Annotated in this window: 17 protein-coding genes; 9 read left to right on the plus strand and 8 right to left on the minus strand. The window is 63.7% G+C overall.

All coding sequences use genetic code 11. From position 1 onward, the window contains the following. Positions 1–35: 35 nt before the first annotated feature. On the plus strand, positions 36–479 hold the full coding sequence (locus J3A71_RS21200) for an acetyltransferase (protein ID WP_209953215.1): 444 nt from the start codon (positions 36–38) through the stop codon (positions 477–479). Positions 480–563: 84 nt separating this feature from the next. On the opposite strand, the gene J3A71_RS21205 is transcribed toward J3A71_RS21200, so the two are convergent. Beyond that, positions 564–791, minus strand: a complete 228-nt coding sequence (locus tag J3A71_RS21205) for a DUF3077 domain-containing protein (protein ID WP_016485578.1) — start codon at positions 789–791, stop codon at positions 564–566. A 713-nt stretch (positions 792–1504) separates the two neighbouring features. On the opposite strand from J3A71_RS21205, the gene J3A71_RS21210 reads away from it, so the two are divergent. The 5 genes from J3A71_RS21210 to J3A71_RS21230 all read left to right on the plus strand — a co-directional run bounded on the left by J3A71_RS21210 (position 1505) and on the right by J3A71_RS21230 (position 7428). Beyond that, a complete protein-coding gene (locus tag J3A71_RS21210; protein WP_209953217.1) occupies positions 1505–2215 on the plus strand; it encodes a helix-turn-helix transcriptional regulator in 711 nt (236 codons plus the stop codon). A gap of 103 nt (positions 2216–2318) precedes the next feature. After that, entirely contained in the window at positions 2319–3734 is a 1416-nt protein-coding gene (locus J3A71_RS21215) for an efflux transporter outer membrane subunit (RefSeq protein WP_082422047.1), read from the plus strand. A gap of 160 nt (positions 3735–3894) precedes the next feature. Next, on the plus strand, positions 3895–5040 hold the full coding sequence (locus J3A71_RS21220; RefSeq protein ID WP_209953219.1) for an HlyD family secretion protein: 1146 nt from the start codon (positions 3895–3897) through the stop codon (positions 5038–5040). Beyond that, positions 5030–6544 (plus strand): DHA2 family efflux MFS transporter permease subunit, encoded by a 1515-nt coding sequence (locus J3A71_RS21225; protein ID WP_060519055.1) that lies wholly within the window; start codon positions 5030–5032, stop codon positions 6542–6544. The genes J3A71_RS21220 and J3A71_RS21225 overlap by 11 nt, the downstream gene beginning before the upstream one ends. 146 nt (positions 6545–6690) lie before the next feature. Further along, positions 6691–7428 (plus strand): GntR family transcriptional regulator, encoded by a 738-nt coding sequence (locus J3A71_RS21230; protein ID WP_060519057.1) that lies wholly within the window; start codon positions 6691–6693, stop codon positions 7426–7428. A gap of 49 nt (positions 7429–7477) precedes the next feature. Here J3A71_RS21230 and J3A71_RS21235 read toward each other — a convergent pair whose 3' ends face one another. Both J3A71_RS21235 and J3A71_RS21240 read right to left on the minus strand, forming a co-directional pair. After that, a complete protein-coding gene (locus J3A71_RS21235; protein WP_060519059.1) occupies positions 7478–10558 on the minus strand; it encodes a MexW/MexI family multidrug efflux RND transporter permease subunit in 3081 nt (1026 codons plus the stop codon). Next, entirely contained in the window at positions 10555–11652 is a 1098-nt protein-coding gene (locus tag J3A71_RS21240) for an efflux RND transporter periplasmic adaptor subunit (RefSeq protein WP_060519062.1), read from the minus strand. Before J3A71_RS21240 ends, J3A71_RS21235 begins: the two co-directional genes overlap by 4 nt. A gap of 84 nt (positions 11653–11736) precedes the next feature. Between J3A71_RS21240 and soxR the strand changes: the two genes are divergently transcribed. Beyond that, a complete protein-coding gene (soxR, locus tag J3A71_RS21245) occupies positions 11737–12192 on the plus strand; it encodes a redox-sensitive transcriptional activator SoxR (protein ID WP_023049466.1) in 456 nt (151 codons plus the stop codon). Positions 12193–12338: 146 nt separating this feature from the next. Next, positions 12339–12587 (plus strand): CsbD family protein, encoded by a 249-nt coding sequence (locus J3A71_RS21250; protein ID WP_016485569.1) that lies wholly within the window; start codon positions 12339–12341, stop codon positions 12585–12587. A 52-nt stretch (positions 12588–12639) separates the two neighbouring features. Here J3A71_RS21250 and J3A71_RS21255 read toward each other — a convergent pair whose 3' ends face one another. The 4 genes from J3A71_RS21255 to J3A71_RS21270 form a co-directional block, all read right to left on the minus strand. Then, positions 12640–13893, minus strand: coding sequence for an OprD family porin (locus J3A71_RS21255; RefSeq protein ID WP_016485568.1), 1254 nt, complete (start codon positions 13891–13893; stop codon positions 12640–12642). 67 nt (positions 13894–13960) lie between these two features. Beyond that, complete coding sequence (locus J3A71_RS21260) at positions 13961–15265, minus strand: citrate:proton symporter (protein ID WP_016485567.1); 1305 nt, start codon at positions 15263–15265, stop codon at positions 13961–13963. 113 nt (positions 15266–15378) lie between these two features. Beyond that, the gene (locus tag J3A71_RS21265; RefSeq protein ID WP_016485566.1) at positions 15379–16686 is read right to left on the minus strand and encodes a dicarboxylate/amino acid:cation symporter; all 1308 of its coding nucleotides are present in this window, start codon (positions 16684–16686) and stop codon (positions 15379–15381) included. Positions 16687–16758: 72 nt separating this feature from the next. Then, positions 16759–17838 carry a 4-oxalomesaconate tautomerase gene (locus J3A71_RS21270; RefSeq protein ID WP_082422048.1) on the minus strand — a complete coding sequence of 360 codons (1080 nt, stop codon included), beginning with the start codon at positions 17836–17838 and terminating at the stop codon, positions 16759–16761. Between the two features lie 147 nt (positions 17839–17985). On the opposite strand from J3A71_RS21270, the gene J3A71_RS21275 reads away from it, so the two are divergent. Further along, complete coding sequence (locus J3A71_RS21275; protein ID WP_016485564.1) at positions 17986–18879, plus strand: LysR family transcriptional regulator; 894 nt, start codon at positions 17986–17988, stop codon at positions 18877–18879. 25 nt (positions 18880–18904) lie between these two features. On the opposite strand, the gene J3A71_RS21280 is transcribed toward J3A71_RS21275, so the two are convergent. Further along, the gene (locus J3A71_RS21280) at positions 18905–19201 is read right to left on the minus strand and encodes a DUF3144 domain-containing protein (RefSeq protein WP_016485563.1); all 297 of its coding nucleotides are present in this window, start codon (positions 19199–19201) and stop codon (positions 18905–18907) included. Positions 19202–19315 lie beyond the last annotated feature (114 nt).

Consider the following 19315-nt stretch of genomic DNA (forward strand, 5'->3'; position numbering starts at 1 on the left):
CGCCCATCTGCCATCTATACATTCAGGATGACCCTATGATCATTCGCCAAGGCATTGCTGCAGACTTCCCGCTGCTGCTCGACATCTGGCTGCGCGCCGTACGCGCCACACACCACTTTCTGCAACCGTCCGACATCGACGCGCTGTTGCCACAGCTGCAAGACGTGTACTTTCCGGCCGTCGAGCTGTGGGTTGCAGTAGATACCGATGACCAGCCGTTGGGCTTCATCGGTTTCAATGAAAACCACGTGGAAATGCTCTTCGTCGACCCCGAGCGACATGGCCAGGGTATTGGCCGTGCGCTGCTGGATTTTGGCCGCCAGTCGCGTAACGCGATGAGTGTCGATGTCAACGAGCAGAACCCCCAGGCAACAGGGTTCTACGAGCACTACGGCTTCGTCCAGACCGGCCGCTCGCCGCTGGATGGCGAAGGCCGGCCGTTCCCCTTGCTGCATATGAGCTTGCCCACCAAGACATGACTAGAAGGCACACACCGCGATGGACCGGTCCATCGGGCCATGTGTCGCAAAAAGGGCCGCAAAGCGGCCCCCCAGGGCAGCCGTTCAGCGCAAGGTATTTTTGGTCAGTTCGACTTCGTTCATCAATGCCTTGGCCAACGCCGTGAGGTAATCGGCGGCGCCCAGGAATTTGTGGTCGTCCTCCATATCGCCTTCGCGCAGCAGATGCTTGATGTAGCTCAGCAGGATCGAAACTTGCTCATAGGCATCATCGATAGGAATGCCGGGCTGGACCCGCAGCAGATCCTGTGGATCGGGGACGAACTTTTTCATTGTGTAATTCCAGCTTCTAGGGAAGGAACCACCACCTGAATCTTTCTCATGGATTGAAGGCGGCAGCCGTACGCAGGTGTGAGAAAACCGGGCAGAAGCTAGCAAAGGCCCGGCCAGGCGAAAGCCCGCCCACGTACGGCCACCATGAAGGTGCTGCTAGCTTGACTGTCGGGTTCTCATGCCCGGTCGCCGGAGCGACGCGAAAACGTTATCCCTGAGGTACTTCGCCGGCAACGGCGATAGTTCAGCAGCGCGCGTAGGATAATTCCTAAGCGGGTTGATTCTGAAGCATTTGGTTTCATGTTCAGAAATGTCTTACAGGGGATGGCTTTGAGGTGCCTGCCAAGGGATCGGTCAGGGCCACCAGGTGCTTGCCGCAACATTTTCAGCGCCTACAAGACCGAGCGCCGCCCGCGCGGCGCTTCGCGGGGCAAGCCCGCTTGTGTTTTGGGGCCAATCATTCCTGTGACAGGTGCGCGCGACCGCCTTGTTTGTCCGACGCGATATCGAGTCATGCGCCAAGGCGTTCGCGCGCAAATCGCACAGGCAGAATTGGCCCCAAAACACATGTGGGAGCGGGCTTGCCCCGCGAAGCGCCGCGCGGGCGGCGCTCGATCTCGCAGGCGATGAATAATTGCGCCGAACCGCCAACCTTCGCAATCAAGCATCAATAAACCGCCGTATAATCGGATCCAATACCGAGGATGCCCCGCATGCAAGCATTGGAAATGGACTACGGACACGGCGAAGAAGTGGCCAGCCACTGCCACGCCGAAGATCAGCTGATCTACGCCGCCAGCGGCGTCATGCGGGTCAGCAGCGAAGGCGGTAGCTGGGTGATCCCTGGCGGGCATGCGTTGTGGATGCCCGCCGGGGTCAGCCATGGCATCCGCATGGAAGGCGTGGTCTGCATGCGGACCTTGCTGCTCGAAGCACGTATCGAGCGCTGCCAGGTCATCGTGGTAACCGGCCTGCTGCACGAACTGATCCTGGCTGCGTCACGCATGCTCGACCTGCGTGACGGCGAGCACGTGCGGGCGCTGATCCGGCTTGAGTTGGCCACTGCCAGGCGCATCGATGCCTTTGTGCCGTTGCCGCACCAGGCGAAACTGCGCGCCTGGTGCGAGCGCTTCCTGCAGGACCCGGCCCAGGACCTGACGCTGGAACAATGCGGCGCGCAACTGAACATGAGTGCCCGCAGCGTGGCACGGCTGTTCCAGCGTGAGGTGGGCATGTCGTATGGCGAATGGCGCGCCCGTGCCCGGGTGATGCTCAGCCAGCAATGCCTGGCCGATGGCCAACCGATCCTGAACGTGGCGCTGGAGCACGGCTACCAGAGCGCCAGCGCCTTTGCCGCCATGTTCAAGCGCATCCTCGGCTACGCGCCGAGTGATTGGCAAAACAGTACCGCGCGCGGGTACTGAGCTCCAGGTTGTCCCACTTGCGCGCAGGGTTGTCCCGCTTGCGGCAGCGGCGGGCGCCCCACCCTCGTTAACCTCGCATCACCACCCTTGAGCGACATGTGTGATGCCCTTACTGCCTTCATTTCCCTCCCCTGCCCGGTTTGCCGTACTCGCCATACTCGGCGTGCTGGCGGCGTGCACCCGGCAACCCGCACCTGCCGAGCCACCCGCAGCGCTGCTGGCCAACCCGCTGGCGAATGTGCCGGCGGGTGTCAGCCGGCAACCATTGCCCCAACAATGGTGGGCGCTGTTCCAGGACCCGCAACTTAACCACTGGGTACAGCAAGCCCTGGCGCACAATCAGGACCTGGCCCAGGCCGAAGCCAATGTGCAGGCCATGCTGGCGGGGATAGGCGAGTTCGATGCCAGGCGCTGGCCGTCAACCTCGATGGACTTTGCCGCCACCTATGGCAAGAGCGCCGATGACCAGACCCTGGCCGAGGCGACCGACAGCCACGCGCCGTCGCAATGGCAATTCAACCCAGGCATCGAGTTGGCCTATCAGGTGGATGTCTGGGGCCAGGTGCGTGCTGCCATCGAGCGCGCCCGGGCCCAGGCTGAAGCCAGCGCTGCGGCGCTGGATCTGGTGCGCCTGCAAGTGGTCGCCCAGACCAGCCGCGCCTACCTCGACCAGTGCATCTACACGGCGCGCCTGGACGAGGCTAAGCAGTCCCTGCAAACCCTCGACCACAGCGTGCAACTAAGCGAACGCCAGCGCCAGGCCGGCGTGGCCACTGCCCTCGACAGCGAGCGCCTGCTGGGCTTACGGGAACAAGTGCGGGCGCAGCTGCCGATGCTCGCAGCCGGGCGGCAGATGGCGCTTTACGAACTTGGCATGCTCAGTGGCCAGGCCTCGCTGGCCGACACCACCACTTGCACAACCATCCCCACGCTGTCGGCGCCGCTACCGGCCGGCGATGGTTGGCATTTGCTCGAACGCCGGCCGGATGTGCGCCAGGCAGAACGGGAGCTGCAGGCTGCCACCCTGGAAACCGACATCGTCCGGGCCGACCTGTATCCGAAGGTCAGCTTCGGCGCTTCGCTGACCTCCTCGGACCATCACCTGGCCAACCTCGGCGACAGCCGCGCGGTGATGTTCGGCATTGGCCCGCTGATCCGTTGGGAGTTTCCGAATATGAAAGCCAACCGCGCGAGGGTCGGCAAAGCCGAGGCGTTGCAGCAGGCGCAGGTTGCCCATTACCACGGTATGGCGCTGAGCGCGCTCAAGGACGTGCGCCAGGCCCTTGCACGCTATGACGGTGAGCGGCAGCGGTTGCAGGCACTGGATGCAGCCCTGGCGCACAGCCAGCGCGGCTATGCCCTGGCCCAGGGCAACTACCGCGCCGGCACCTTGGACGGGCTGGCCTTGCTCGACAGCGAGCGAGAACTGATCCGCCTGCGGGCCAGCCACGTAGAAGCCCGAGGGCGGCTGGCGCAGGCACAGGTCAACCTGTTCCGCGCCCTGGGCGGGCGGTGGTAGCTCCAGGTAACAACAAATGGGGCCGCTTAGCGGCCCTTCGCGGGCACACCCGCTCCCACAGGAACTGCGCAGCGCCCGAAGAAAACGCCATCCCTGTGGGAGCGGGCGTGCCCGCGAAGGGCTGCACAGCAGCCCCAAAAATCAAGCATGGAAACCGAACATGAATGTCGCCGTAGAACAAACCGCACCCGCCGAAACTGAACCGCGGGCCAAAGCCAGATCCCGTCGCCGCCTGGCCTACACCGCCAGCGGTAGCCTGGCAGCAATCGCCCTGCTGGCCTTCACCAGCTACTGGCTCACCACCGGCCGCTACCTGGAGACCACCGACGACGCCTACGTGCGCGCCGACTGGGTGGCCCTGAGCCCACGCGTGGCCGGTTACGTGGCCGAGGTCGCAGTGGCTGACGACCAGCCCGTGAAGGCCGGCGATGTACTGGTACGCCTGCAAAGCCGCGACTACCGCGCCCGCCTCGAGCAGGCACGGGCAGGTGTGGCCGAGGCCCAGGCGGCACTGATCGCCGCCCAGGCCCGCCAGCAGGTGGCCAGCGAACGTATCAACCAGCAACAACAAGCCATCTTGCAGGCTGAAGCGGCCATGCGCAGTGCCACTGCCGAACAGCGGCGCAGTGACTTGGACATGCAACGCTACCGTGGCCTTGTGCGAGACGAGGCCGCGACCGTGCAGCGCCTGGAAACCGCCAGCGCCCATGCCACCCAGGCACAAGCTGCGCTGCAAGGTGCCCAGGCCGCGCTGCGCCAACAACGGTCACAACTGGCCATGGCCAAGGCCCGGTCAGCCCAGGCTGACGCCGAACTGCAACAGCGCGCGGCAGCGCTGACCCGCGCGCAGGCCCGCCAACAGTTGGCCGAGCAGGACGAACAGGACACCGTGATCCGCGCACCGATCACGGGCGTGGTCGGCCAACGCCGCGTACGTGCCGGCCAGTACGTGGTGCCGGGCCAGCCGCTGCTGGCCGTGGTACCCCTGCAGCAGGCCTATGTGGTGGCCAATTTCAAGGAAACCCAGTTGGCCAACATGCGCCCGGGGCAGCCGGTAGAAATCCGCGTCGACAGCTTCGTCAGCCAGCCACTGCGCGGCCATGTGGCCAGCTTTTCGCCAGCGTCCGGCAATGTCTTCGCATTGCTGCCGTCGGACAATGCCACCGGCAACTTCACCAAGATTGTCCAGCGCTTCCCGGTGCGTATTCTGCTGGACACACCGCTGGATGGCCCGCAGGTACTGCCCGGCATGTCCGTGGTGAGCACGGTCGACACGCGCCCCGCAGAGGTCGCCGATGGGCACTGAACCAACGGTCACACTGCGCGCCTGGGTAGCGGTGCTCGGCGGCCTGCTGGGCTGCTTCATGGCCGGCATGAACGTGCATGTCACCAGCGCCGCGCTGCCGGAAATCCGCGGCTCGCTGGGCGCCAGCTTCGAGGAGGGCTCCTGGATTTCCACCGCCTACCTGGTAGCGGAAATCGTGATGATTCCGCTGACGGCCTGGCTGGTGGACGTGTTCTCGCTGCGCCGGGTGATGTGGACCGGCTCGCTCATCTTCCTGATCGCTTCGGTGGCCTGTTCCTGGGCGCCCAACCTGGAGGCGATGATTGCCATCCGGGTGATCCAGGGTGCTGCGGGCGCGGTGCTGATCCCCCTGTCGTTCCAGCTGATCATCACCGAACTGCCGGCCAGCAAGATGGCCATGGGCATGGCCCTGTTCAGCCTGGCCAACAGCGTGGCGCAGGCGGCCGGGCCATCGATTGGTGGCTGGCTGACCGATGCCTATTCGTGGCGCTGGATCTTTTATCTGCAACTGTTCCCCGGCCTTGCGCTGCTGTTCGCCATCGCCTGGTCGATCGAGGCCAAGCCCATGAAGCTTGAGCTGCTACGCAAAGGTGACTGGCTGGGTATCGCCGCCATGGTGATCGGCCTGGGTGGCTTGCAGATCGTGCTGGAAGAAGGCGGCCGGCTGGACGGGTTCGGCTCGCCATTCATCGTCGCCATGAGTGTGGTCGCCGCCATTGCCCTGGTGGTGTTCGTGGTGACCCAGCTGTTCGGCCAGCGCGCCTTCATCAACCTGCGCTTGCTCGGGCGCTACAACTTCGGCGTCGCCAGCGTGGCGATGTTCATCTTTGGCGCCGCCACATTCGGCCTGGTTTTTCTGGTGCCCAACTACCTGTCGCAGCTGCAGGGTTTCAGCGCGCACGATGTCGGCGTGGCGCTGATCGCCTATGGCGTGGTGCAGCTGCTGCTGGCGCCGTTGATGCCCCGGCTGATGGGCTGGACCAGCGCCAAGTTCATGGTCGCCAGCGGCTTTCTGATCATGGCCCTGGGCTGCTGGCTGGGGGCTAGCCTGAGCGCCGACAGTGCCGACAACGTGATCATCCCGTCCACGGTGGTGCGCGGTTTTGGCCAGCCTTTCATCATGGTGGCGTTGTCGGTGCTGGCGGTGGCCGGGCTGGACAAGCGTGAAGCCGGCTCGGCCTCGGCGGTGTTCTCCATGCTGCGCAACCTGGGGGGAGCCATCGGCACGGCCGGGTTGACGCAACTGGTGGCCACCCGTGAGCGCTTTCACAGCGAGCGCATTCACGAGCAGGTGACAGTGTTCGCGCCTGGCGTGCAAGAGCGCATCAACCAGACAGTACAGAGCTGGTTGCCGCACCAGCAGCAGATGCTGGAGGGGCTGGCCGGGACGATTCGGCGGGAGGCTTACCTGCTGGCTTACAGTGATGCGTTCTACCTGGCGTGCCTGGCGTTGGTCGGGTGTGCAGTAGCGGCATTGCTGTTACGGTCAAAACACCAATTGTGACGCCGACACTTCTCCCTGCAGGAGCATGCGTTTAGAGTGCCGCACCCGGCGCGCGGCCCAGCACCGCACACATTTCGGCGGTGCCGAACATATCCCTGCCGCTGTTACACTGCCAACCGATGAAATTTACGAGACAGACCAGAGGTATGAACCCGACGCGCTACTCCACCGTGGCAAAGGACTTGATGGAAGGCATCGCCAACGGCCGCTACCCGGTGGGCAGCCTGCTGCCGACCGAGTTCGAGCTGTGCGACCTTTACGATGTGAGCCGGCACACGGTGCGCGCCGCGATCAACCAGCTGCTCGACCAGGGGCTGGTGTCGCGGCGCAAGCGCGTAGGCACCCGGGTAGAGGCCAGCAGCCCGCGCGGCGGCTATTCGCAGTCGTTGGCCAGCGTGGCCGACCTGGCCCACCTGGCCGAAACCCAGCAGCGGGAAATCCAGGACGTGCGCCATTTCGTCGCCGACCTGAGCGAGGCGGCGCGGCTGGGGCTGGTACCGGGGGAGCACTACTTTTGCGTGTCGAGCATCCGCGTCGACCGCCTGCACAATGCCGCACCGCTGTGCTGGATCGATGTGTACGCACAGCGCGACTATGCCGAGGTCATCGAGCGGGCCCGCGAGCACCCCGACCAGCTGATTGCAGGGCTGATCGAGCAGCACGTTGGCCGGTCAATCGCGGTGGTCGACCAGCAGGTACGGGCAGTGTTGCTGACGGCAGAGCTGGCCAAAGCACTGAAGGCCGAGGCGGGTTCACCGGGGCTGAAAATCATCCGCCAGTACCGCGAGGAAAACGGTGATTTGATGGCGGTTTCCGAAACCGTGCACCCGGATGACCGCTTCACCCTGGTGACCCAGATGCGCCGGGTTCGCTCACCGTCCTGATCGTGCAACCGGGGCCGCTATGCGGCCCCGATATTCCTGTTCCCTCACTTCACATGCCCAACACCCGATCGGCCTCCAGCAACTGCTGCCCCCGCACCGTGGTCACCCGGTGATCGCGCGCCAGCCAGGCATAGAGGGTCGGCAGCACGAACAAGGTAAACAAGGTGCCCACCAGCATCCCGCACACAATCACCACCCCCAGCCCGAAGCGGCTGTTGGCCCCGGCGCCGCTGGCAAACAGCAGCGGCAGCACGCCAAAGGTCATCGCTGCGGTGGTCATCAGCACCGGCCGCAAACGTATCTGCGCGGCACGGACAATGGCGGCAGCACGGTCGAGGTTGTCGCGCACCTGGATCTCGTTGGCGAACTCCACCATCAGGATGCCGTGCTTGCTGATCAGGCCGATCAGCGTCACCAGGCCAATCTGCGTGTAAATGTTCAGCGTGGCCCAGCCCAGCGCCAGCGGCAGCAGCGCACCGCAGATCGACAGCGGCACAGTCACCAGGATGATCAGTGGGTCAACCAGGCTTTCGTACTGCGCCGCCAGCACCAGGTAGATCACCACCAGGGCAGCAAGAAACGCCCACATCAAGGCAAAGCCTTCCTGCACATACTGGCGCGATTCCGATTGCCAGTCGTGGCTGAAGCCCGGTGGCAACTCGGCGGTGAGCTGTTCGAGAAAGGCCACGGCGTTGCCCATCGACACACCCGGGGCCGGGATTGCCTGCAGGGTACTGGCGTTCTGCTGGTCGAACTGCAACAGGCGGTTGGGCGCCACTTCGAGATCCAGGTGCACCACCGTGGCCAGCGGCACCAGGCTGCCCTCTTCGGCGCGCACATACTGGCGGTTCAGCGCCGCAGGCGTCAGGCGCTGGTCCTGGATACTCTGCGGGATCACATCATAGGCGCGCCCGAACAGGGCAAAGCGGTTGAGGTATTGCTCGCCCACCAGCACCCCCAGCGACTCGCCAATGGCCTGCATGCTGATGCCCAGGCTGGCCGCCTTGGCCCGGTCGACACGCACCTTGACCACCGGGTTGTTGTAGTCGAGGTCGCTGTCCACCACGGCAAACAGGCCGCTGTCGCGGGCGCGTTGCTTGAGCACTTCCATGGTCTGGTACAGCTCGGGGTAATCCTGGGCGCTGCGCAGCACCATCTGCACCGGCAGGCCACCACTGGAGCCCGGCAGCGAAGCGACCTGGAAGGCGAAGATGCTGCTGCCTTCGATATCCGCCACGGCCTGCTGCAGCTGTGCCTGCACCTGTGCCGCGGACCGCTCGCGCGCCTGCCAGGCGCTGAGGTTGATGCCCCCGAAACTGGCGGCCGGGCCGTCGGTGCCGTTGATGATCCAGGTGTCGGTGGTTTCGGCGATGGACTTCATCACCTGGTCGAGCTTCAGCGCAAAGCGTTCCGCATATTCGAGGCTGGCATGCTGCGGCGACTTGATGGCGGTCAGCACCGCGGCCTGATCCTCGGGTGGCGCCAGCTCGCGTTGGGGCAGCAGGTAAAGCCAGGGCAGGCTCAGGCACACCAGCAGCGCCACACCAGCGCTGATCCAGCGATGCGCCAGGGAGTAGGCCAGCACTTGTCCATAGGCCCCGGTCAACGCAGCAAACAACCGATCGGCCATGTTGGCCATCGCGCCATGCTGCTGCCCGGGTTGCAACAGCAACGAGCTCATCACCGGCGACAAGGTCAGCGCCACAATGCCGGACACGATCACCGCCCCCGCCAAGGTCAGGGCGAATTCGCGGAACAGCGTGCCGGTCAGCCCGCCCATCAGCCCGATCGGCGCATACACCGCCGCCAAGGTCAGGGTCATGGCAATGACCGGCCCGGCGATTTCCCGCGCCCCGGCCAATGCCGCAGCAACCGGCGACTTGCCCTCTTCGATATGCCGGTGCACGTTCTCCACCACCACGATGGCATCGTCCACCACCAGACCGATGGCCAGCACCATCGCCAGCAAGGTCAGCAGATTGAGACTGAAGCCGAACATCAGCATCAGGCCCGCGGCACCGAGCATCGACAGCGGAATGGCCACCACCGCGATCAGCACACTGCGCAACGAACCCAGGCACAACCAGATCACCAGCACCACGATCAGCATCGCCTCCACCAGGGTGCGCAACACCTCATGGATCGAAGCATCGATGAAGCGCGCAGTCTCATAGGCCAGCGCCACCTTCACCCCAGGCGGCAGGGTCTGCTGGATTTGCGGCAGCAGCTGGCGAATGCCCTCGACAATCACCAGGGGGTTGCCGGCCGGCGTGGGGAACAGCCCCAGGTGCACGGCAGGCTTGCCGTCCATGGTAGCGCTGGTCTGGGTGGCCGCCGCACTGAGCTCGACGGTGCCGACATCGCGCAGGCGCACCAGGTCGGTGCCATCGTTGCGGATGATCAGCTCACGGAAGTCCTCGACCCGGGTCAGGTCGGTGTCCACCTGGATATCGGCCAGCACGTACTGCCCACGCACCTGGCCCGGCGTCGCTTGGTAGTTGTTGGCCCGCACCGCCTGCGCCACGTCCGCTGCCGTCACCCCGCGCCCGGCCATCTGCTCGCTGTCCAGCCACAGGCGCATGGCCAGGCGTTGCCCACCGAACGACTGCACGTTGGCCACGCCGTCGATGCCTGAGAACTGCGGCTCCACCACCCGCGACAGGTAATCGCTCAGCTCCGGGATCGAAAGGCTGTCGCTGGAAAAACCCACATAGGCCACGGCGGTGGAGTCGCCTGCCGACAGCTCCACCACCGGGTCGTACGCCTTTTCCGGCAGGCGATAGCGCACCTGGTTGACCTTGGCCATGGTCTCGGCCAGCGCCTGGGTCGAGTCGCGGTTGAGCACCATGCGCAAGGTGATCAGGCTGCGCCCCTGCTGCGACGACGAGGACAGGTAGTCGATGCCCTCGACCGACGACACCGCCTGGGTAATCGGCTGGGTCACGAAGCCCTGCATCAGCTCGGCAGAAGCGCCGGGGTACTCGGTGCTGATGGTAATGGTCGAGCTTGCCAGCAACGGGTACTGACGGATCGGCAACTTGCCCATGGCAAACAGCCCCATCAGGATGATCAGGCTGCTGACCACCAGCGCCAGCACCGGGCGGCGCACGAAGAGATCGGTAAATTTCACCGCTGCCGGCCTCCGAGGTTGGCCTGCAAGCTGTCCTGCGCCACCGGCTCGACCGACATGCCGTCGCTCAGCTTCAACTGGCCAGACACCACCACCCGGTCACCGGGCGCCAGGCCGGAGGTAACCTCCACCCGCCCCTGCCAGCGCTCACCCGTGGTTACCCGCACCCTGCTGACCCGGGTACCATGCGCCGCGTCCTGAGTGGCAACGAATACTGTCTGGCCATAGGCGGCGTAGGTGATCGCGGTTTCCGGCACCGCCAATACAGTCGAAGGCTGCACTGCATCCAGGCGCACGCCAGCGTACATGCCCGGCTGTAGCTGCCCGTCCGGGTTCGGCAAGGCTGCCTGCACCTGCACCAGGCGCGCCTTGCTGACCACCGGATCGACCGCCACCACCCGGGCCTGGAAGCCTTGCCCGGGTACGGCGTCCAGCGTCAGTGCCAGCACTTGCCCGACGTGCACTTCGGGGGCGGCCTGCTCGCCCAAGGCAAAATTCACATGCAACTGGCTGATGTCGGCCAGGCTGACGATGGCCTCGCCGGCGCCCAGGTATTGGCCCTGATGCACCCGCCGAATGCCCAGCTTGCCGGTAAACGGTGCGCGAATGGCCTTCTGCGCGATCAGCGCTTCGACATGCTGCAGCTCCCCGCTGGCCACGTCCACGGCGGTGGCGGCGTTGTCCAGCAACTCTTGCGACACGGCATTCATCGCCCGCAGCTTGCGGCTGCGCTGCAGCACCACGTTAGCGTTACGCAATTTCGCCCGCAACTGCACCCGCTGGGCCTGCTCCGGCGCGTCGTTCAACTGCACCAGCAACTGCCCGGCGGTTACCGCCTGCCCCGACTCGAAGGCAATGCGGGTAATGCGCCCCGCCGTCTCGGCCGCTACCTGCACCTGGTTGACCGCCTCCAGCTCCCCCGAAGCAAAGTGCTGCCGCGCCAGTGGCACCTGCTCGGCCGTGGCCAGCGCCACCTTGGTCGCCGGCCACGCCGCCGCGGCGGGTGGCGCCGAACCGCTACCCACTAACGCATAGCAAGCAGCCAGCACACCGGCTACAGCGCCAGCCCAGGCCAGTAACGTCCGTTTGTTCATGCACAGCTCCGATCACAGGGAAAGCGGTTGCGGGGAAGATCGGGCAGGACTATAAGAGCTCAACTTAACTTGAGGTCAACAGGCATGGCAGCGGACAACACGCGGATGCTCACTGTGGGTGAAGTGGCCAGGCGCAGCGGCGTGGCGGTGTCTGCGCTGCACTTCTACGAGACCAAGGGGCTGATCGCCAGCGTGCGCACGGCTGGCAACCAGCGCCGCTTTCCCTCACTGGTGCTGCGTACACTGGCGATCATCAAGGTGGCGCAGCGCACGGGTATTCCGCTGGAGGAAATCAGGCAGGCGTTCAGCCGCTATGCGCCCAACAGCAAGCTTACGGCGGCGCAATGGGGTGAGATGTCCACCGCCTGGCGCGAAGACCTCAACGCCCGCATCCGCACGCTGGAGGCGCTGCGCGACAGCCTCGACAACTGCATTGGTTGCGGTTGCCTGTCGCTGGAAGACTGCCCGCTGCGCAACCCCGAGGATGTGCTGGGCAAGGAAGGTACCGGGGCACGGATTCTGGAGAAGAAGGCCCGCTAACCTCGCGCTCTCGAGCCATGTGCAACCCTTCGCAACAGCGCGTGGCCTGCAGGTGGCAAGCAGTTGCTTGGAACCATTGCGGTCCTTCACCGCCCTAACCCTGTGCTGTTAACCCAAAGCCGATCACAGGAAGGAACAAAGCCATCATGAAACGTGAACAGATCGAAGGTGTTGCAGAGAACCTCGCAGGCAAGGCACAAAGCGCTGTAGGCCGTCTGGTCGAAGACCCGGCGCTGGAAGCCGAAGGCGATGCGCGTCAGGCCGCAGGCCAGGTGACCAAGACCTACGGCGACACCCTGGATACGGTGTCTTCGTTCGTCAAGGAAAAGCCCTTCGCCGCACTGGCCATCACCGCCGCCGTCACACTGGTGGTTTCTCGCCTGCTGCGCCGCTGAACCACGGCGCCTCAGGCGGCTCAGGGCCGGAGATATCGTCCGGCCTGTGCCATCACCAGATGGCAATATCGTAGGTCAGGTACAGGCGATTGCTGTCTCGGCCGCGGGCGAAATCTGATCGATACACATAGTTTCGCAGCTTCACGCCCAGCCCTTTCAGCGGTCCGCCCTGCACCACGTAGGCAATCTCGGCGTCACGCTCCCACTCCTTGATGCCCTCGCCAGCTGAACGGCCATTGTCCCCACTCAGGTACCGCGTCATGAAGGTCAGCCCCGGCACCCCGGCCGCAGCGAAGTTGTAGGCGTAGCTGGCCATCCAGGTTTTCTCTTCCTCCTCGATGAATTTGCCGATGCCGACGTTGCTGAACGAATACACGGTCGCACCGCTGATGTACGGCAAGCCGGCTTCGCCATCGAGCACCTGGTAACCGGCACCCACAGAATGACCGGAATGCGCGTACGCCACCTGGCCGCTGAACATGTGGTTGTCGATGCCGCCGCCGTAGGCCGCCCCGCTGTCGCGGCTTTTGAAGTAGCGCAGGTCGGTGGTCAGTACCCCGCCGGCCAACGGCAGGTCATGGACCAGCCCGGCAAAATCCTGGCGATAGAAGTTTGCCAGCTGGCCATGGTAGACACTCAGGCGCAGTTGTTTGGTCACTGCATAATCGGCACCTGCAAAGCTGAAGTCACCCGATTTGCCGCCCCCATATCCGTCCAGATAGATACCGGTGCTGTCAGACGAGTCACGCTGCTTGAAGCGGTCGAGGTGCCCGGCCGTCAGGGTCAGCCCGTCGATATCCGTGCTGGTCAGCTGAGTGCCCTGGTAGGTCTGCGGCAGCAGCCGCGCATCGTTGTAAACCAGCACCGGTGTCTTTGGCAGCAAGGTGCCGTACCTGACCACGGTCTGGCCCAGGCGTGCCTTGGCCGTGGCCCCGGCACTGGCAAGCTCCTGCGCTGCGCGGCCATCGTCGTGCACCGGCAACAAACCCGTGCCGCTGCGCCCACGACCGGAATCGAGGCGCAAGCCTAGCAGCCCCAGTGCATCGAGCCCCACGCCCACCGTACCTTGGGTAAAGCCAGACTGGTAGTCGAGCAGAAAACCTTGAGCCCACTCCACCCGTTCGCTTTTGGCGGTGGCGGCCGCGCGGGCGCTCATACCGTGCTCGTCACGGAAATTCTCGTTGAAATACACATTGCGCAACTGCAGCTTGAGCTTGCTGTCGTCGACAAAACCGGAAGCGCCGGCAACAGGCAGCCAGCCGCAAAGCAGGCCACAGGTGGCCCCACGGAACACAGCTCGGGACATGATCGGTACTCTATTGTTGTTTTCTGAGTGAGCGGGAGCCCGGGCGCCTGGCAACGCCCGGTAATGCTTAGACGAAGAAGGACAAGGCGCCCGTGAGCAGCGCCAGCGCTGTGATCACCAACGAGGTGAGCACGGCCCATTTCACGGTGGCTTTCTGGAAGTCACCGATATCACGGTCGACCATGCCCACCAGCAACAACGTGGAAGCCACCAACGGGCTCATCAGGTGCACAGGCTGGCCTAGCACCGAAGCGCGGGCAATTTCCACCGGGTCGATGCCGTACGCGGCCGCGGCGTTTGCCAGGATCGGCACAACGCCGAAGTAGTACGCGTCGTTGGACAGCACAAAGGTAAGCGGCATGCTGGTCAGCGCCACCACCAGCGGGAACCAGTGGCTCCAGGCTTCCGGAATCCAGTCCACCAGGGTCTGGGCCAACGCATCGACCATCTTGGTACCCGAGAAAATACCGGCGAATATGCCTGCGGCGAACACCAGCAGCACCACGGTCATGGCGTTGCCCGAATGGGCGAGGATGCGCTCTTTCTGCAGGTCCAGCTGCGGGTAGTTGATCATCAGTGCGGCGACAAAACCGATCATGAACAGGATGGCCGCGTGCATCAGCCCCAGCACCAGCGCGGTCATCACGGCGATCACCAGCACCAGGTTCACATAGGCAAGGCGCGGGCGCTTGTGCGGGCTGTCCCCGAGGATTTCCTTGATGTAGCAGTTACCCCCTCCCGACTCCAGCGCAATATTGCCGATACGCCGGCGCTCGGTGCGACCAAGCAGGTAAGCGGTGAACACCACCCACAATGCGCCGCCGATGACGGTGGGCAACATCGGAATGAAGTATTCGGTCGCATCCAGACCGAGCGCGGCAATGGCGCGGGTGGCGGGGCCGCCCCAAGGGCTCATGCCGCTCATGATGCTCAACGACAGCATCGACACGGTGGCCAGGATCATCGGGTTCATGCCGATCCGCTTGTACAGCGGCAACATGGCGGCGCAGGTAATCATGTAGGTCGTGGTGCCGTCACCGTCCAGCGCCACCAGCAGCGACAGCAAGGCCGTGCCGATGGCGATCTTGACCGGGTCGCCGTTTACCCGTTTGAGGATCTTGCGGATCAGCGGGTCGAACAGGCCAGCGTCGATCATCAAGCCGAAGAACAAGATGGCAAACAACAGCAGCGCGGCAGACGGTGCGACCATTTTCAGCCCATCGAGCATCATCTTGCCCAGGTCTGGCGCGAAGCCGCCAACCAGGGCGAAAACAATCGGAACGACGGTCAGTGCAACGATCGGGGACAGGCGTTTACTCATGATCAGGTAGGTGAAAGTCACCACCATGATCAGGCCCAAGAGTGCGAGCATGGTTTGTTCTCTTGTTTTTATTGTCTATGTGGCCACCTGCAGCGCAGACGGCCCCCTACCCCACCCGGCAGCGCCTGGTGGGGGCCTTGTCAAAAGGGTGAAGGAGTGGGTGTTCAGCCGTGGCGGCGCGGTTCGGCGACCCAGTCGGCGGATTCAACCACGGGGCTGGCCACCGGCTCGCCGTTCAGGCGGCTGTGAAGCGTCTGGCGGTCACAGGCATTTTCCGACAGCGAAACCACCACCGTAGCCACTGCGTTGCTGGCAAGACTCGTCAGCGCACGGGCTTCCGACATGAAGCGATCGACGCCGATCAGCAGGGCCAGGCCGGCCAGGGGAATGTCATGGATAACGGTAAGGGTCGAGGCCAAGGCCACAAAACCGCTGCCGGTGACACCTGCCGCGCCCTTGGAAGACAACAGCATGATCGCCAGCATGGTCACCACCTGGCCCAGGCTCAGGTCGATGTTGCAGGCTTGTGCGATGAACACGGCTGCCAACGACAGGTAGATGGCAGTACCGTCAAGGTTGAAAGAATAGCCGGTGGGCAGCACCAGGCCGACCACGCCTTTCTTGCATCCAAGCTTCTCGAGCTTTTCAAGCATGCGCGGCAGCACAGGTTCGGTGGACGAGGTGCCAAGCACCACCAGAAACTCCTCACGGAAATAACGCAGCAGCTTCCACAGGCTGAAGCCATGGGCCCGGCAGATGCCACCGAGCACCACCAGAACGAAGAACGCACAGGCGATATACAACGTCCCCACCAGCTTGGCCAGCGAGCCGAGGGAGGTAATGCCGTACTGGCCTACGGTGAATGCCAGTGCGCCGAAAGCGCCGATCGGGGCAAAGCGCATCAGGTAACCGAAGATGCGGAACACCATGGTCGACGCCGATTCCAGCACATCCAGTACCGGCTTGCCCTTTTCGCCCATCGACGACAGCGCGAAACCGCTGAGCACGGCGATGAACAGCACCGGCAAGACCTCTCCCTTGTTGAAGGCACCGACGAAGGTGTCCGGGATGATGTGCATGAAGAAGTCCACCACGCTCAGCTTGGCGGCCGAGGCGGTGTACTGGCTCAGGCCTGCAGTACTGAGGGTGGCAGGGTCGATGTTCATGCCACTCCCCGGCTTGAACAGGTAGACCGCCGCCAGTCCGATCACCAGGCTGACCACCGTCAGGCCCAGGAACAACAGCAGGGTCTTGCTCATCAGCCGCCCCAGCGAGCGCTTGTCGGTCATGCCGGCGATGCCGGTGACGATGGTGCAGAACACCACCGGCGCAATCATCATCTTGATCAGCTTGATGAACGCATCACCCAGCGGCTTGAGGGCCACGGCCTGTTGCGCCCAGAAGTGGCCGACCACCACGCCCAGCAGGACGGCGCAGAGGATCTGGAAGTACAGCGATTTGGCGAGTTTCATGGGGCATCACCATTGTTGAAATTGTGCGGATGCGCTTGCTAAGAATGTGCGGGGCTTGATCGACGCCTGGTGCTACCCGGCCAACCTGCGGAATGTAGGGGCGTAGACGAAGCCTGAGAAGAGCCGCCGGGCGGTTCGTACGACCGAGGCCTGGATCGTCTGGCCATCGGCACCGCTGCGCGTCAGGGCGATATCGATGCCGCCACTGGGGTGCTCGAGTCGGACCTCGGTCAGCTGCTGCGCGCCTTCGCCCAGCAGGTCGGCAATCACCGTGCCGGGGCTGACGCAGGCAGTCGCCAGCCCCACTGCGCCAGTGATAGCCAAGGCGCGATGGCAGTTGTGCGGCATGAAATAGCGAACCTGCAGCGTGCCGTCGTAGCAAGGCCTGGATACCAGCACTGGTTTGGGAATGACCATGCCACTGACGTCGCCCAGGCCCATGGCCTTGCCGGCCTTCAACCGCAATGCTTCAAGGCGTTGCAACAGTTCGCTGTTGGCGTCCAGCTGGGCCGGGGTTTCCGAGCCGGTGACACCCAGCTGGCTGGCCTCTACCACCATCATCGGCATGGCCATGTCGATGCAGGTCACCGGTACACCATCGATCAAATCCTTGGCCTGACCGGTGGGGAACAGCTTGCCGGTCTTGCTGCCGACTGCATCAAGGAAAGTCAGGTGCACCGGGGCCGCCGTGCCTGGCACGCCGTCGATTGCGGTTCGGCCTTCGTAGCGCACGATGCCGCCTGGGGTTTCTACCAGCGAATTGACGAAGGTACCGGTGTTCAGGTTGCGAATACGGACCAGGGTCTTGCCTTCCTTGCCTTTGACCAACCCCTGTTCAATGGCGAACGGGCCAACGGCACACAGCATGTTGCCGCAGTTGGGGGCAGTATCGACCCGCCGCTGTGCAACCATCACCTGCACGAACAGGTAGTCGACGTCGGCGTCGGCGTGCAAAGACGGGCTGATGATCGCCACCTTGCTGGTCTGCGGGCTGCCGCCACCGATGCCGTCGATTTCCAGCTCATGGCCAGAGCCCATCAGGTTGATCAGCAACTCGTCGCGCTCGACCACATTGGCAGGCAGGTCCCAAGCGTGGAAGAACGGCCCTTTGGAGGTACCACCGCGCATGAGTACGCAAGGAATTCGTTGCATGATTTCGCACTCTTGTTGATCAATGGACATCATTGATGCTGTGAGCAAAAGAGTGACAGGCATGGATAAATCAATCCAATGCAAATATCGTAGCCATTATTGCGATTCAAACATTAATCAAGCACGGCGACAGTAGCGGGTTTTCTTATGGAATATGAGCTGCAAGACATCAGATCTTTCGTGAAAATCGCCGAACTCGGCAGCTTCCACGAGGCCGCCGAAGCGCTTCACCTGTCCCAACCAGCGCTAAGCCGGCGGATCAAGAAGCTCGAGGAAGGCCTGGGCACCTCGCTGCTGGAACGCACCACTCGCCGGGTCAGCCTGACCAGCGTGGGCCGCGACTTCCTGCCCAAGGCCAGGCGCCTGCTGGATGATTTTGAAGACTCGATCCTCAGCATTCGCGAGCTGGCCGAGCGCCAGACCGGCCAGGTTACCCTCGCCTGCATTCCCACCGCAGCGTTCTACTTCCTGCCGTCGGTGATCCGCGATTACAACGAGCAGTACCCTAAAATCCGCATTCGCCTGCTGGACCTTAGCGCCAACGACGGGCTCGAAGCAGTGCTGCGCGGCGAGGCCGACTTCGGCATCAACATGATGAGCGGCCAGCACCCGGACATCGAGTTTGTCTCACTGGTGCAAGAGCATTTTGTACTGGCGTGCAGGCGCGACCACCCACTGGCAGAGCGCGCATCCGTTACCTGGACAGAGCTGGCTGATTACCGCCTGATCGGCGTCGGCCGCCTGAGTGGCAACCGCATGCTGCTGGACCATGCGTTGTCCGGGCTCAACCTGCGGCCCAAATGGTTCTACGAAGTGCAGCACCTGTCGACGTCGCTGGGCATGGTCGAGGCCGGGCTGGGCGTGTCGGCCATGCCCAGCCTGGCCATGCCCAACGCTGATCACCCGACGCTGGTGAGCGTGCCGTTGATCGAGCCGCAGGTCACACGCACCCTGGGGCTGGTGTACCGGCGCGGTGCGTCATTGTCGCCTGCGGCGGAGAAGTTCGTTTCGATCCTGCTGCAGCAGTGGCCCAACCGTTGAGTCGCGGCTGCGCAGGCAGGTGAGGTCAGGCGTCCTTGCCTAGCACAATGCGGTCGAAATGCTCGATGTGCTCATCCAGATTATCTTCGAGCATCATCCGGTACTGCTCGCAGAAGTACTTCAGAATCTCCTCCCGGGCTGCCGCAAGTTCCGCGCCCGACTTGAAGCTGCGGGCGCTCATCCAGGCGCTGAAACGCGTGGCGCCAAAGGTCAGCGAGGCACTTACCTTGCCCAGGTCTTCGAATTTTTCAATCTGCTGGTTGGCCAGGTCGATGTGCGCATCGGCGCGGTCATAAAAGGCCTGATCGGTAGCTTGGGTCATTGCGCTTCACCTTGTAACGGAAGCCCAAGCCTTGCATGGCGGCGCGCATACGTGCAAGGCTGAAAAAGGATGACCCATGACGAAAAAGGAAGCAAAGCACCTTATGCTTGGAAT

The organism is Pseudomonas sp. PvP089, assembly GCF_017875165.1.
GTDB classification, from domain to species: domain Bacteria; phylum Pseudomonadota; class Gammaproteobacteria; order Pseudomonadales; family Pseudomonadaceae; genus Aquipseudomonas; species Aquipseudomonas fortuita.

Excerpts from the sequence above, each read along its gene's own strand:
- J3A71_RS21200 (WP_209953215.1), top strand. The coding sequence starts at position 36 with ATGATCATTCGCCAAGGCATTGCTGCAGACTTCCCGCTGCTGCTCGAC.
- J3A71_RS21205 (WP_016485578.1), bottom strand. The coding sequence starts at position 791 with ATGAAAAAGTTCGTCCCCGATCCACAGGATCTGCTGCGGGTCCAGCCC.
- J3A71_RS21210 (WP_209953217.1), top strand. The coding sequence starts at position 1,505 with ATGCAAGCATTGGAAATGGACTACGGACACGGCGAAGAAGTGGCCAGC.
- J3A71_RS21215 (WP_082422047.1), top strand. The coding sequence starts at position 2,319 with ATGCCCTTACTGCCTTCATTTCCCTCCCCTGCCCGGTTTGCCGTACTC.
- J3A71_RS21220 (WP_209953219.1), top strand. The coding sequence starts at position 3,895 with ATGAATGTCGCCGTAGAACAAACCGCACCCGCCGAAACTGAACCGCGG.
- J3A71_RS21225 (WP_060519055.1), top strand. The coding sequence starts at position 5,030 with ATGGGCACTGAACCAACGGTCACACTGCGCGCCTGGGTAGCGGTGCTC.
- J3A71_RS21230 (WP_060519057.1), top strand. The coding sequence starts at position 6,691 with ATGAACCCGACGCGCTACTCCACCGTGGCAAAGGACTTGATGGAAGGC.
- J3A71_RS21240 (WP_060519062.1), bottom strand. The coding sequence starts at position 11,652 with ATGAACAAACGGACGTTACTGGCCTGGGCTGGCGCTGTAGCCGGTGTG.
- soxR (WP_023049466.1), top strand. The coding sequence starts at position 11,737 with ATGGCAGCGGACAACACGCGGATGCTCACTGTGGGTGAAGTGGCCAGG.
- J3A71_RS21250 (WP_016485569.1), top strand. The coding sequence starts at position 12,339 with ATGAAACGTGAACAGATCGAAGGTGTTGCAGAGAACCTCGCAGGCAAG.
- J3A71_RS21255 (WP_016485568.1), bottom strand. The coding sequence starts at position 13,893 with ATGTCCCGAGCTGTGTTCCGTGGGGCCACCTGTGGCCTGCTTTGCGGC.
- J3A71_RS21260 (WP_016485567.1), bottom strand. The coding sequence starts at position 15,265 with ATGCTCGCACTCTTGGGCCTGATCATGGTGGTGACTTTCACCTACCTG.
- J3A71_RS21265 (WP_016485566.1), bottom strand. The coding sequence starts at position 16,686 with ATGAAACTCGCCAAATCGCTGTACTTCCAGATCCTCTGCGCCGTCCTG.
- J3A71_RS21270 (WP_082422048.1), bottom strand. The coding sequence starts at position 17,838 with ATGCAACGAATTCCTTGCGTACTCATGCGCGGTGGTACCTCCAAAGGG.
- J3A71_RS21275 (WP_016485564.1), top strand. The coding sequence starts at position 17,986 with ATGGAATATGAGCTGCAAGACATCAGATCTTTCGTGAAAATCGCCGAA.
- J3A71_RS21280 (WP_016485563.1), bottom strand. The coding sequence starts at position 19,201 with ATGACCCAAGCTACCGATCAGGCCTTTTATGACCGCGCCGATGCGCAC.